The sequence below is a fragment of the Dolichospermum circinale AWQC131C genome, assembly GCF_000426905.1.
Lineage (GTDB): Bacteria > Cyanobacteriota > Cyanobacteriia > Cyanobacteriales > Nostocaceae > Dolichospermum > Dolichospermum circinale.
In genome coordinates this window covers 53,272-67,048 of sequence record NZ_KE384603.1, presented here as the reverse complement: position 1 = coordinate 67,048, position 13,777 = coordinate 53,272, and the positions used below count along the sequence as shown (strand labels likewise).

Annotated in this window: 13 protein-coding genes; 9 read left to right on the top strand and 4 right to left on the bottom strand. The window is 36.7% G+C overall.

Annotation, left to right across the window (positions count from 1 at the left end; genetic code table 11):
• Nucleotides 1-56: 56 nt before the first annotated feature.
• Complete coding sequence (locus ACIR131C_RS0108450) at nt 57-989, bottom strand: NAD-dependent epimerase/dehydratase family protein (RefSeq protein ID WP_028089840.1); 933 nt, start codon at nt 987-989, stop codon at nt 57-59.
• 269 nt (nt 990-1,258) lie between these two features.
• On the opposite strand from ACIR131C_RS0108450, the gene ACIR131C_RS0108445 reads away from it, so the two are divergent.
• From ACIR131C_RS0108445 to ACIR131C_RS0108405, 9 genes are all read left to right on the top strand, one after another.
• Nucleotides 1,259-2,401: a glycosyltransferase gene (locus tag ACIR131C_RS0108445; protein WP_028089839.1), complete on the top strand. Its 1,143-nt coding sequence runs from the start codon at nt 1,259-1,261 to the stop codon at nt 2,399-2,401.
• Between the two features lie 113 nt (nt 2,402-2,514).
• Entirely contained in the window at nt 2,515-3,273 is a 759-nt protein-coding gene (locus tag ACIR131C_RS0108440) for an undecaprenyl-phosphate galactose phosphotransferase family protein (RefSeq protein ID WP_028084852.1), read from the top strand.
• A gap of 407 nt (nt 3,274-3,680) precedes the next feature.
• Nucleotides 3,681-4,760 (top strand): GDP-mannose 4,6-dehydratase, encoded by a 1,080-nt coding sequence (gmd, locus tag ACIR131C_RS0108435; protein ID WP_028089838.1) that lies wholly within the window; start codon nt 3,681-3,683, stop codon nt 4,758-4,760.
• A 20-nt stretch (nt 4,761-4,780) separates the two neighbouring features.
• Entirely contained in the window at nt 4,781-5,725 is a 945-nt protein-coding gene (locus tag ACIR131C_RS0108430; protein ID WP_028089837.1) for a GDP-L-fucose synthase family protein, read from the top strand.
• 136 nt (nt 5,726-5,861) lie between these two features.
• The gene (locus ACIR131C_RS0108425) at nt 5,862-6,425 is read left to right on the top strand and encodes a 5-formyltetrahydrofolate cyclo-ligase (protein ID WP_028089836.1); all 564 of its coding nucleotides are present in this window, start codon (nt 5,862-5,864) and stop codon (nt 6,423-6,425) included.
• A gap of 158 nt (nt 6,426-6,583) precedes the next feature.
• A complete protein-coding gene (locus ACIR131C_RS0108420) occupies nt 6,584-7,954 on the top strand; it encodes an AAA family ATPase (RefSeq protein WP_028089835.1) in 1,371 nt (456 codons plus the stop codon).
• Nucleotides 7,951-8,616 carry a retron system putative HNH endonuclease gene (locus ACIR131C_RS0108415; RefSeq protein ID WP_028089834.1) on the top strand — a complete coding sequence of 222 codons (666 nt, stop codon included), beginning with the start codon at nt 7,951-7,953 and terminating at the stop codon, nt 8,614-8,616. The genes ACIR131C_RS0108420 and ACIR131C_RS0108415 overlap by 4 nt, the downstream gene beginning before the upstream one ends.
• Before the next feature lie 258 nt (nt 8,617-8,874).
• On the top strand, nt 8,875-10,047 hold the full coding sequence (gene moeB / locus ACIR131C_RS0108410) for a molybdopterin-synthase adenylyltransferase MoeB (protein WP_028089833.1): 1,173 nt from the start codon (nt 8,875-8,877) through the stop codon (nt 10,045-10,047).
• Between the two features lie 515 nt (nt 10,048-10,562).
• Nucleotides 10,563-11,279 (top strand): response regulator transcription factor, encoded by a 717-nt coding sequence (locus ACIR131C_RS0108405; RefSeq protein WP_028089832.1) that lies wholly within the window; start codon nt 10,563-10,565, stop codon nt 11,277-11,279.
• A gap of 142 nt (nt 11,280-11,421) precedes the next feature.
• Here the strand turns inward: ACIR131C_RS0108405 and ACIR131C_RS22245 are convergent, their stop codons facing one another.
• From ACIR131C_RS22245 to ACIR131C_RS0108390, 3 genes are read right to left on the bottom strand one after another with little or no spacing between them, the layout of a single operon-like run.
• Nucleotides 11,422-11,679 (bottom strand): hypothetical protein, encoded by a 258-nt coding sequence (locus ACIR131C_RS22245; RefSeq protein WP_231395421.1) that lies wholly within the window; start codon nt 11,677-11,679, stop codon nt 11,422-11,424.
• 42 nt (nt 11,680-11,721) lie between these two features.
• On the bottom strand, nt 11,722-12,462 hold the full coding sequence (locus ACIR131C_RS0108395; RefSeq protein WP_028089831.1) for an HNH endonuclease: 741 nt from the start codon (nt 12,460-12,462) through the stop codon (nt 11,722-11,724).
• Nucleotides 12,463-12,464: 2 nt separating this feature from the next.
• Nucleotides 12,465-13,748: an AAA family ATPase gene (locus tag ACIR131C_RS0108390; RefSeq protein WP_028089830.1), complete on the bottom strand. Its 1,284-nt coding sequence runs from the start codon at nt 13,746-13,748 to the stop codon at nt 12,465-12,467.
• Nucleotides 13,749-13,777: the final 29 nt, after the last annotated feature.

The following is a 13,777-nucleotide window of genomic DNA, read 5'->3' as shown; positions in this document are numbered from 1 at the left end:
TTACCCATTACCCATTACCCATTACCCATTACCCATTACCCATTACCCATTACCCATTACCCAGCGTTCAAAATTTCATCATCTACAGAAAAATCAACTTCTAATTTATCTTGTCTGGTGATTAAATAATCATTTTCCCAAGAGTCTTTTAAACCAGAAATTAAATCATATTTAGGTTGCCAATTTAATTCTATTTGTGCTTTATTTATTGATGCGAAGAAGTGCTGTACCCGCATAGGAAAGGATTTGCGTTTACCGAAATCAAACTTTTTAGGGTCATAATGGACAATTTTAACATCATCGGCGGATTTACCAGCAGCGACAGCACAAGCACGAGCTAAACCGTCAAAAGTGACAAAGCGATCGCCTGAAATATTATAAATCTGCCCAATTGCTTTTTCATTGCCAATTACTTGTATCATCGCTTGAGCTAAGTCTAATACATGGCCTAGCTGAGTCAAGTGCATACCATTACCAGGGATAGGAATGGGACGATTACGAGCAATTCTATCAAAAAACCAACTTTCCAAAGGATTATAATTTTGGGGACCGTAGATATAGGTAGGACGAATAGAAGTAAAGGGGATTCCTAATTGTTTGAGGTAAGCTTCCGTTTCATGTTTACCCTTATGACGACTTTTAGGATCTACTGTATCACCTTCCAAATGAGGCATTTGGTCAGATTTGAGGTACACCCCTGCTGAACTCATGTAAACAAACTGTTTTACCCGTCCTTGATAGATTTCTGCCAGGGGTTGAGTATCCGCGAGTTCTCGTCCATTATTGTCAAAAACGACATCAAAGGTTTCTTGTGCTAACTTTTCTCGAAGTTGATTTGGGTCCGTGCGGTCGCCTATAATTTGTCCTACTCCTGAAGGTGTGGGATGATTACCACGATTAAACAAAACCACCTCATGTCCAGCCTTTAGCAATAATTGAGTCAAATACACACCAATAAACCGAGTTCCACCAATAACCAAAATTCGCATAACTTCCTAACTCCTAAATAACCAAAAGTGGACCGCGTCACCCTGATCTGTGCTTATCTTTGAGGTTATCAGGTTGTAGTATCATTCTGGAACATCTTTTGCTAGAATTGTATCTCTCATGTAATCTAGAGATTTTCCCACTGCTGAGAAAATTAAGACTTATAATATTCTTTTTGGTAACATTGTGAGTAAGTCCCAGGAAAAATCAGTAGTGTGGAATATCACCTGATAAAATTAGCCTAATTACTTCTTATCCATTCAATTTAGCTGTGTCTTTAGAATATGCTTTGGTTCATGAGTGGTTAACCCCTCAAGCTACAGGTGGTTCAGAATTAGTAGTTCAGGAAATATTAAATCATATTCATGCTGATTTGTATGCCCTGATTGATTTTGAATCCAATAATCCCAAAAGTTATTTGTACAAACGTAAAATTGGCACAACGTTTTTACAAAAATTTCCCCAAGCGCGTCAAGGTGTGCAAAAATACTTACCCTTATTGCCCTTGGCCATTGAACAATTGGATTTACGAGAATATGAAGTTATATTATCTTCATCTCATGCAGTAGCTAAAGGAGTCTTAACCACGCCTAATCAACTGCATATCTGTTATTGCCATACCCCTATGCGTTATGCTTGGGATTTAACATTTGATTATCTCAACCACAGCCAACAAGGTAAAGGAGGTATAGGCTGGATCACACGCTACATTTTACATTATTTGCGGCAATGGGACGTAATTAGTGCCAACCGAGTTGATTATTTCATTGCTAACTCTCAACACACAGCTAAAAGAATTTGGCGTTGTTATCGTCGGGAAGCAACTGTTATCTATCCACCGGTAAATATTGACGAATGTTTATTTTCTCCAGAAAAAGAGGATTTTTACCTGATAGTTTCTCGATTAGTCAGTTATAAACAAGTTTCCTTGATTATTCAGGCTTTTAATTGCCTAAGAAAACCTTTAGTAGTTATTGGTACAGGTCCAGAAACAGACAAGCTGCGAGAAATAGCCCAACCACATATCCAAATTTTAGGATGGCAACCCGATCATATCGTCAAAAAATACATGGCACGTGCCAAGGCTTTTGTCTATGCAGCTTGCGAGGATTTTGGTATGGCCTTAGTTGAAGCCCAAGCTTGTGGAACTCCCGTAATTGCCTATGGGGCTGGTGGTGCGCTAGAAACAGTTAGGGATATTCGCACTGATCCTGACACAGGAACTGGTATATTGTTCAAAATGCAAACAGTAGGAGCTTTAGTAGATGCTGTGGAAAAATTTGCAGATCATCAACATTTGTACAATTATGAGTATATACAAAAACACGCTAATCAATTTTCTCGCCAGGTTTTTGCAGAACGTTATCTGAGTTTTGTTCATCAATGTCGTGAAAAAAGACTTTATCAAAAGTAAAAATTAGCGTTTTTGTATTTGTTTTCTGGGAAGATAACAAATTTTTCCCGAAAATTACTGCCTTTTAGCTTTAAGATCAGGACTATGTGTGGTGTGGATTATAAAGGAGTATGATGACTGCCCAGAGTTCACTCCTCTCCGGCAAACGATACCCGCGAAAGGATAACAGTACATCTATGGCTGTTTTATCAAAACGTGGTCAAAAAGTTAAACAGCTAAAGGTGAAATCCAGAGGTTTATCTTTTCAGGGTTTATACGGAGAGTTTTTAAAACGACTGTTTGATATAGTTTTTTCACTGTCGGTCTTGATTTTGTTTTCTCCTATCTACATAATATTGGCCTTGTTGATAGTCCTCAGTTCAAAAGGCCCAGTTTTTTATGTTCAACAACGAGTAGGCAAAAATTACCGAAGCTTTAATTGTATTAAGTTTCGCACTATGGTCAATAATGCCGACGAAATGCTGGTCGAAATGATGGCAATGTCACCTAAGCTGCGAGAGGAATTTGAAAGCAATTTTAAGCTGAAAACAGACCCAAGAATTACTAAAATTGGTCACTTTTTGCGAATTACCAGCTTAGATGAGTTTCCCCAATTTTGGAATGTTCTCAAAGGGGATATGAGCGTAGTTGGTCCACGTCCTTTAGTAGAGGAAGAATTACCGAAATATGGTGATTATATCGGTCATGTTTTAACAATTCGTCCCGGAATTACGGGTTTGTGGCAAGTATCTGGACGTAATGATATTCCTTATCCCCGACGGGTACAAATAGACCTCCACTATGTCAATTTTAGGAGCTTTTGGCTAGATTTGTGGATTATCTTAAAAACAGTTAATGTGGTGATTATGCCCAAAAATAAGGGGGCTTACTAAGTAATTACGCGGGTTTGCTGTGGTGGGGCATGATCTTGCCCCAAAAAACTATTTTTGATGCTGAAATTATAAATTTTATTTATCCGCTAGAATGGACAAGACTAAACCAAATTTAGTTATTGATGGCAATTAATACATATCATCCAAGGACGTTGACTAAATGATTTGGCAAACATAGCCAGGGTATGCAAGGACTACACTACTTAAAGTTTTGCAACTATCATTAACGATCACTGTATTGACTGAATTAATTACTTGTCAAATTGTTCTTGATCAAGTATATTTATTCACGGTTACTTTTGATAGCAGCGTACTTGTAAGTTTACTATTGAATGGGTTTTCTACTTAAACACTAGTTGGAATCAGCTTGTTTGTCGTTATTCAACTAGAAACTATGGGGCATTATCATGACACAACCAAAACGCGCTTTAATTACTGGTATTACAGGTCAAGATGGTTCTTATTTAACTGAGCTTTTGTTAGAAAAGGGTTATGAAGTCCACGGTATTATTCGCCGTACCTCTACTTTTAACACAGACCGCATTGATCATATGTACGAAGATCCTCATACCCAAGGGGTACGGTTATTTCTACATTATGGCGACTTGACAGACGGGACGACACTACGACGGATTTTAGAAGAAGTCAAACCTGTAGAAATTTATAACTTAGGCGCTCAATCTCACGTTAGAGTTAGTTTTGATTCGCCTGAATATACAGTGGACTCTGTAGGCATGGGTACATTACGCTTATTAGAAGCTATCCGCGACTATCAACACCGTACTGGTATTGAAGTACGTTTCTATCAAGCCGGTTCTTCCGAGATGTATGGTTTAGTGCAAGCAGTCCCCCAAAGTGAAACTACACCTTTTTATCCCCGTAGTCCCTACGCTTGTGCTAAGGTATACGCCCATTGGCAAACAGTGAATTATCGTGAATCTTATAATTTGTTTGCTTGCAATGGTATTCTTTTTAATCATGAGTCTCCCAGAAGAGGTGAAACCTTTGTTACCCGTAAAATTACTAGAGCCGTAGCCCGCATTGTCGCCGGTAAACAAAAAAATATCTTTATGGGTAATTTAGACTCAAAGCGAGATTGGGGATATGCGAAAGATTATGTAAAAGCTATGTGGTTAATGTTGCAACAAGATCAACCTGATGATTATGTGGTGGCTACAGGAGAAACCCATTCAGTGCGGGAATTTCTAGAGTTAGCCTTTGGTTATGTTAATCTAGATTGGCAGAATTACGTAGAATTTGATCAACGTTATTTACGTCCAGCCGAAGTAGATCTATTAATTGGTGATCCGACTAAAGCCCAGCAAAAATTAGGTTGGCAACCATCGGTAACATTTCCAGAACTTGTGTCTCTTATGGTAGAAGCTGATTTACAATCTTTGGGATGTACTTCCCCCAATGGTAATGGCTTAAAATACCCCCAAGATATTGCTACCACCCGTCAAGCATTAGGATCTCTGCACTTTTAATTCTTATCAAGGATAATAAGATGACAACCTTAGAATTAGAAAATAAACGGATTCTTGTCACAGGTGGGGCTGGTTTTCTCGGTCGTCAAGTCATAGATCAACTTTGTCAAAATGGCGCTGATCGTGATAAAATTACCGTAACGCGATCGCACGATTGTGATCTGCGAGTATGGGAAAATTGCCAACGGGCAGTAGACCAACAAGATATTATCATTCACTTAGCTGCCCATGTGGGAGGTATTGGTTTAAATCGAGAAAAACCCGGTGAGTTATTTTATGATAACTTGATCATGGGGACGCAGTTAATCCATGCGGCTTATCAACAAGGTACAGAAAAATTTGTTTGTGTAGGAACTATCTGCGCTTATCCTAAATTTACCCCTGTACCATTTAAAGAAGATGATATCTGGAATGGTTATCCAGAAGAAACTAACGCCCCCTATGGAATTGCCAAAAAAGCGCTGTTGGTACAATTGCAATCTTACCGTCAGCAGTACGGATTTAATGGTATTTACCTCTTACCAGTAAACTTGTACGGACCTGAAGACAACTTCAACCCCAATAGTTCTCATGTCATTCCGGCTTTAATTCGCAAAGTACAAGAAGCCCAAACCAGGGGAGAAAAACAACTTCCTGTTTGGGGTGACGGTTCTCCCACTCGTGAATTTTTGTATTCTACAGATGCAGCACGGGGTATAGTCATGGGAACTCAGTTTTATAATGATGCTGAACCCGTAAATTTAGGAACTGGTTACGAGATATCCATTAAAGACCTAATTACCTTAATTTGCGAATTAATGGAGTATGACGGGGAAATTGTTTGGGAAACCGACAAACCCAATGGTCAACCCCGTCGTTGTTTGGATACAGAAAGAGCAAAACAGGCTTTTGGTTTTACTGCTGAGGTAGAATTTAGAACGGGTTTAAAGAATACCATTGATTGGTGGCGGAAAAACGCCGGCTAAAGTAGTTTCTCTCGTTCCCAGTCTCCGACTCTAGTATACAAGAGAAGCCAGAGCCTTCTTAATTCATTCCCATACTCTGTATGGGAACGAGAGAAAATCTAAAATCCAAAATCTAAAATCTAAAATTGTATCGGCTTTGCAAACAATTAATTCACAACTAACTAAAAAAGAATTGCGACGGGTTTTACTCCAAAAACGCCAGTCAATGACATTATTAGAATGGCGGGGAAAAAGCGATCGCCTCACCACCAACATCCAAAACTCAGTTATATTTAATCAAGCAAAGACAATTCTGGCTTTTTTCAGCTTTCGTCAAGAACCTGATATTAGTTCACTATATACCAACACTAATAAACGTTGGGGGTTTCCCCGTTGTGTTGATAAATCTCTAGTTTGGCATTTTTGGCAACCTCATGATACCATTCATACTGGTGCTTATGGAATCAAAGAACCTCACCATGAAGCACCAATAATAGAGATTGAGGAAGTAGATTTAATTCTTGTTCCCTGTGTGGGTTGTGATGTCCAAGGATACCGCTTAGGTTATGGTGGGGGGTATTATGACCGTTTATTAAATTCTCCCGGTTGGGACAAGAAACCAACTATGGGAGTAGTTTTTGATTTTGCTTATTTATCTCAATTACCGGTTGATAGTTGGGATAAGCCTTTAGAAAGGGTAATTACAGAAAATGGAGATTGAAGATGAATGAACCACTCCAGGTACAGAGGTAACAGAGAAATGAGGGTTTGAGAGATATTTTGCATAAGTCCTGATTTTATTAAATCGGAAATTTTTGATAAGATAAAAATATCATCTTGTTGGTATTTTTAATTTACAATTATATTCAATTTATAATTATGCGTATTGAAGAATTACATTTACAAAACTTTCGAGGTTTTCGAGAACTTAAATTAACGCTTCCTCCTGATTTGGCTGTGTTTATTGGAGTGAATGGTTCAGGTAAATCATCTATTTTAGATAGTATTGCTATATTTTTATCTCAATATGTATATCAATTAAGATCAGGGGATAAATTTGATCTAAAAGATGATGATATTAACATCAATTCAGATACAGTTTCAATGTCTACTCTTGTTAAAGTTGACTCACAGAATAAGTTGGACTGGAAAATTTGTAAAAAGAGAGATAAAACTCAATTGGAAATATACACGAAAGAAATTGGTAATTATGCTAAAGAAACCATTTCAAAACTCACAGATAGTAGTGATGATTTAACCAATTTTTTGATTGAAAATTCGACCATAGAAACCGATGATAATTATAATCATTGTCCTTTGCCAATTATAGTTTATTATCAAACAAACCGAATATTTATAAAATCCTCAGCCATCAATGAGATAAGTGAAGACGAGAGAGAAAATACTTACGGAAGTCGGCTTTTTGGTTATCAAAAAGCCTTTTCAGGAAATATAAATGATTTTAGAGATTTCCTATATTGGTTTAAAGAAGAAGAAGAATATGAAAATGAAGTTAGATTAACACTAGATACCAACTTTAGAAATCCACGTCTTCAAATCATCAGGAAAGTATTAGAAACATTTTTAGAAAACTTTCCTAATGCGGAATTTTCCGATTTACACATAGTGCGTGCAAATTCTCAAAGAGAAGGTGGTATTCGTCGTTTAAGTAAACCTTCGTTAGTTATTAAAAAAAATGGTAAAAACTTCAAACTAGATCAACTTTCCGACGGGGAAAAAACCTTACTAATGATAGTGGTTGATATCGCAAGACGGTTAGCAATTTTAAATCCTAGTATTATTAATCCTTCCGAACTGCTAGAAAAAGGAACAGGAATAATATTAATTGATGAAATAGATTTACATTTACATCCTCAATGGCAAAGAATTGTAATTCCTAGCTTTAAACAAACATTTCCCAACTGTCAATTTATTGTTACTACTCATTCTCCTCAAGTTTTGAGTGGAGTCAACCGAGAAAACGTATTTATTTTAGAAGATTCAGAAATTGTAGAAACACCCCATACTTTTGGTAGAGACAGTAACTCAATTCTTTCTGAGGTTATGGGTGTGGAAAAAAGACCTGTGAAAATGCAGGAAAGAATAGACAAATGTTTTGAAATGATAGATAATGATAACTTAGAAGAAGCTAAACTAGAACTGCAAAAGTTATCTGAATCATTGGGAAATAATGATCCAGATATGATTCAAGCTTATACACTTATTGATTTTTTAAACAGGGTAGAATGAAACGCATTATCAAAGGTTCAGAACCTCCATGTCTTTTACAATATCGTCAGACACGGGACGCAAATTATGACGGATATCATCCCAAAGAACTTTTAAAAACGTCATTATTGAAAGAACAAGGTTATATTTGTTGTTACTGTATGCAACGAATATCTATAGATAATATGGAAATTGAACATCATAAAGCTCAATCTGATAATCCACATTTACAACTAGACTATAAAAATCTAATAGCTTCTTGTTCAGGTAATAGAGGTCAAGGACAAAAGAATCTACATTGTAACGCAAGGAAAGGAGATTACGAAGGTAGGAATAGAAATTATACAATGAATCTTAATCCAGCAGATGCTAATAAAAATTGTGAAAATTATATCACATATAGTTCAACTGGAAGAATATCATCTATATATGATGATGGAACTATCAATCATGAGCTAAATGAAATTTTAAATCTTAATCATGAAATTCTTGTCAAAAATCGTAAAGATACATTCGCTAGTGTTATTAATGCTCTAAATAAGAAGTTTCCTAATAAAACTTGGTCAAAAGAAGCTATCAAAAAGAAACTAGAGGAACTGAGTAGCAAAGATGCAGAAGACAAATATAGTCCATACTGTCAATATATTGTTTGGTATTTAAGCAAAAGATTAAATATACCTTAATCCGTAATCCGTAACTTAAACATTACTAGTATCTATCATTCCCACCCCAATTATCCCCCTATACCCTGAAAATGAGATACAATATATGCTTGCTCAGAATACCCTGATGTGATATTATCCCTACAAAATGGCCAGGCTGGTGAACTGCAAAGCTGAATTTTTGATGACAATCACCAGTTTCCAGCCCAGACAATTAAAGTGATCAACTTAGTAATTTTAAGTTAAGATTAATACTCCGCGCTGATTCCTACAACTGCTATGCTAAATCCCAATCTGGATGAAATCCAGTTGACAAAAGACGACTACGAACGCTATTCCCGCCACTTAATTTTACCAGAGGTGGGCATGGAAGGGCAAAAACGCCTCAAAGCTGCCAGTGTATTATGTATCGGTACTGGTGGACTGGGTTCACCACTACTGTTATATCTTGCCGCAGCGGGTATTGGTAGAATTGGTATTGTTGATTTTGATGTGGTTGATACCTCTAACCTCCAACGTCAAGTTATTCACGGGACTTCTTGGGTCGGTAAACCCAAAATCGAATCAGCAAAAAACCGCATTCATGAAATTAACCCCCATTGTCAGGTTGATTTATATGAAACTCGTCTCAGTTCAGAAAATGCTCTCGATATTATTCGCCCTTACGATATCGTTGTAGATGGAACTGATAATTTCCCAACTCGCTATCTGGTCAATGACGCTTGTGTTTTATTAGATAAACCTAACGTTTACGGTTCTATTTTCCGTTTTGAAGGACAAGCAACCGTCTTTAACTATGAAGGTGGTCCCAACTATCGTGACTTATACCCCGAACCACCACCACCAGGAATGGTTCCTTCTTGTGCTGAGGGTGGTGTTCTGGGAATTTTACCAGGAATGATTGGCATTATCCAAGCCACGGAAACAGTGAAAATTATTTTGGGTAATGGTACTACCCTGAGTGGTAGACTGGTGCTTTACAACGCTTTGGATATGAAATTCCGGGAATTGAAATTGCGTCCTAATCCTATCCGTCCAGTTATTAACAAGCTGATAGATTACGAACAATTTTGTGGTATTCCCCAAGCCAAAGCTGAAGAAGCGAAGCAGCAAATGGAAATTCAAGAAATGACGGTTAAGGAATTAAAGGCGTTATTAGATAGTGGTGCTAAGGACTTTGTACTACTAGATGTGCGTAATCCTAATGAGTATGAAATTGCTAAAATTCCTGGTTCTGTGTTAGTTCCTTTACCAGAAATTGAAAATGGTGATGGTGTGGCTAAGGTACGGGAGTTACTCAACGGACACCGCTTAATTGCTCATTGTAAAATGGGTGGTCGTTCGGCGAAAGCCTTGGCTATTCTCAAAGAAGCAGGAATGACTGGTACAAATGTCAAAGGTGGAATTAATGCTTGGAGTCAAGAAGTAGATACTTCTGTTCCTCAGTATTGATACTTCCGTGGGGGATTGTTGATATTTAGATATATTACCATAACCATCCTAAATTCAATGTGAATAATCAGATACCCGATTTTGAGAAGTCGGGTATCTTACTCTTTTTTTGTCTCCAGATTACGGTTCAAAAATTCTATGTCTCAGAATATTCATCTTTGTGTCTCTGAGGGAAACAAATTCATACTTTAATCTAAGTATTCCGTATATTTAATTGATACAAAAAAATCTTTAAAAAATACCAAAATTGTACATTACTTATCATCTTTAAAAAAGAGTAAAATGTCTAAAGTTTGCATAAACCTGATGGGAAATTCAGTTAAAGCAGTTTCCAGGTGAGAACATAGACTGTATCCATTATCCGAGTCGTAGCATCATCAAATTTAGACACCACATATACTTGCAACCCCGTTGCTACAAGTGACAGGAAATTGAGAGTAGACTCCCTCGCAAAAACACCAGTTAACTAGCATCTATCGCCACAGCCAATTGCCAAAACAATAATATACTGCATTATGGATACGCTTTCCACGACCAATTCCAAGATTTTGATTGTAGATGACGATTCCAGTGTCCGCAACCTCATTCAGCGTTTTTTGAGTCGCAACTATCAAATAGAATCAGCAGCGGATGGTAAAGCTGCCCTTATTTTATTTGAGCAATTAAATCCTGCTTTAGTGATTTTAGACTGGAATTTGCCAGATGCAAATGGCTATAAACTTTGTCAAGAAATGCAAAGCCGTACTAATGTTTTAGTCATGATGCTCACCAGTCGCAATGATGAAGCTGATAAAATTAAAGTTCTGGCCGCTGGTGCAGATGATTTTTTGACCAAACCATTTAGTCTAGCAGAGGTAGAAGTGAGGGTAGAAGCCCTATTAAGACGAGTCCGTTATATTCAACCAAGTCCGTCACAACGTCTGACTTTTAACCAGTTAGCTATTAACTCAGAAGCGCGAGAGGTAACACTTAATAACAAACCTTTGGCTTTAACTGCTTTAGAGTTTAACATCTTACATTTTCTCGCTACCCATCCGGGACAAGCATGGAGTCGTACCCAACTGATCCAAAAGATTTGGGGTTGTGATTATGTGGGGGATGGCCGCGTTGTAGATGTGCATATTGGTCAACTACGCAAGAAAATGGAAGCTGATTCTAGTATGCCGGAGTTTATTAAAACAGTGCGGGGTTATGGTTATAAATTTGACCCACCTGAAAATAGAAAGGCTTAAACTCTGGAAAATATCATTGTAATTGTTGCGATCGCTTAACAACTTGCTTAAATATTACCGAGGCTTGATTGAGATGCTTGATATCATTTATGCGTAGAAATTGAAGCTAAAGCCAGGGATTTGTATCTACTCAAGCCTCATATCAAAGCTTTATTTTTTCCCCGATACCCAAATTCCATTCTTTTATGAGTAACCGCAGTTCCCGGTTGAGTGATACGCGCAACTGTGTCAACCTTCCAAACATTCCCGGATTTTGCAATAAAGCAGGAATTGCTAAACCCCAATCTAATCCTGCTGTCACGTCGCAGTCGCTTTCATCTTCAATTTGAATTGCTTCTTGAAGGGATGTTGGGTTAAAAAGTAAATTAATAGCTGCTGCTACATTTTGGTTATTATTCATAATTACTTATCGCATCATTTTTTAAGTTATAGTTCTGCGTTTTTATATTCTTCCCCCTGGACGCGAAATAGCCTTTCCTTCCACATCAAAGCAATCTTTACAAGTTCCAGGAAAAGCATTAATAAAGCGATTTAACATATCAGGATCATCTTTAAAAACTGTCATCCATACTGAGAAAAAACCTTGAGGTACAGCTTGTTCAATAACTGAATCTCGCATTGCTTCTAAAGATTCTTGATCATTACATTTACTAAGTCTTTGTAAAGCCCTTTCTGCTTTATCCCACGCTTCTTTACGGTTAATCCATCGGCGATCTTTCATTTGCATATCAGACTTAGGTGTTTTATCGAGTCCCACCATTTCAATAGTTGCTCTAGCTACTATTTCTTCTTCCGAAGCTAAAGAAGGATTTACTTTAACAACTCCACCTTTGCTATACTCAAAAGCTCGGAAAGTATTATCTTGATCAATCCAATAAAATTCACTTCTCGCAGCTATTTTAGCAGAGGTTATGTGAAGATGTTTCCATGAACTATCCCACCTTTTCTCCATAGGAGATTTTTTATTTGAGTTGCAGTTAGTACAAGCTAAACAGAAGTTTTCCCAATTAGTTTCTTCATCGGGAAATCTTAATTTTGGTAATATATGCTCAACATTTAGAGATGAGGGAATACGCATTTCACAATAAGAACAATATTGACCAAATTTCTCAATTAAGTCTCCTCGTGCATCTTTATAATCTTTGAAAACTTTTGTATTTTTACCTCTAACAACTGGTCTCATTTTTATAATCCTCTTGCTAAACGTTCCATTTTCAAAAAAGCATGATATGCAACATCATCACTATATGGTTCTATTAATTCATCCAGTTCTGTTTTTAATTTTTCTAATTCTTCTGGTGATGAATTATTTGCATTCTCTAACATTTGATAGTATCTTTCTGCCGTTTCCATCATTTGTTGATATCGCTCATTTCTGTATGGATGAGGAACGTGCATAACGTTTTCTGTAATATATTCTATATTCTTGTTTTCATATTCTGCGGCTGGTATTAAATCGGGGTTATTTAAATCAATTAGTTCTCCATCTCTTAAAGATTGAATTATATGTTCAGAATGGGTAGTGGCAAAAAATTGAATTTTTGGAAATGTTCTTTTTAAATTTTCAACTACTCGACGTTGCCATTTAGGATGTAGATGTAAATCAATTTCATCAATTAAAACAATACCCGGTGTCAGTTTAGCTGCTTCAGATTCAAGGTGAGGATTTAGGACTGCTGCACGATAAGCAATATCGGCAACCATGCCAACCATATTTTTTAGACCATCGCTGAGTTTATTAAAAATTTGGGAGTTTCCATCCACGGATATAACAACTAAATTATCTTCACGATCATCGTATTTTATGTCAATCCAATTATCTATTTTACAAATAGATAGAGCATTTAAAATTGCTGGATGAGTTGTTACAGATCCTTCCCCGAAGCGAATTTCAGATTCAAACCAATCAAGAATTAAATTTGATCTAGGATCAAGACACTCTTTGTATCCCCAAAAACGGGACTGTCTTGTTGGTGAATTTCTCATATCCTCTAACTCTTGATTATTCTTTTTAACCCTCCAAAGCCTACCTGTTCCATAATACCCTACTAAAGGAAGGTTGGCATTTTGAGAATTGCTCACTTTTTCTCTTAGAGAAGTTGCAAATTGGATTTGAGATAAGCTTCTACAATAAGCACCATCCTCTTCTTTTAAAGAGCTTGACCACTCTATTGGAACATCATTAATTATAGATTTACAAAATACTTTGACAGGCAGTTTCCATTCAATTGTCTGATTTCTAACTTGTCTAATATCTGAATCTTGGATTCGACTTTTATCTTCAAATGTATTTTCTCTAATCTCAGCAAGACGATATATAAATACTGCAATTACTAATCTTAGCGCGTCAGAAAATACAGTTTTACCAGTACCATTATCACCAATAATAACGTTAAATTGATCGGAAAATTCAAAAACTTTATGATCAAAGCATCGAAAATTTTGAAGTTCAAGTTGTTGTATTTTCATTTTATTATTCGTAAATTATAAATAAACAA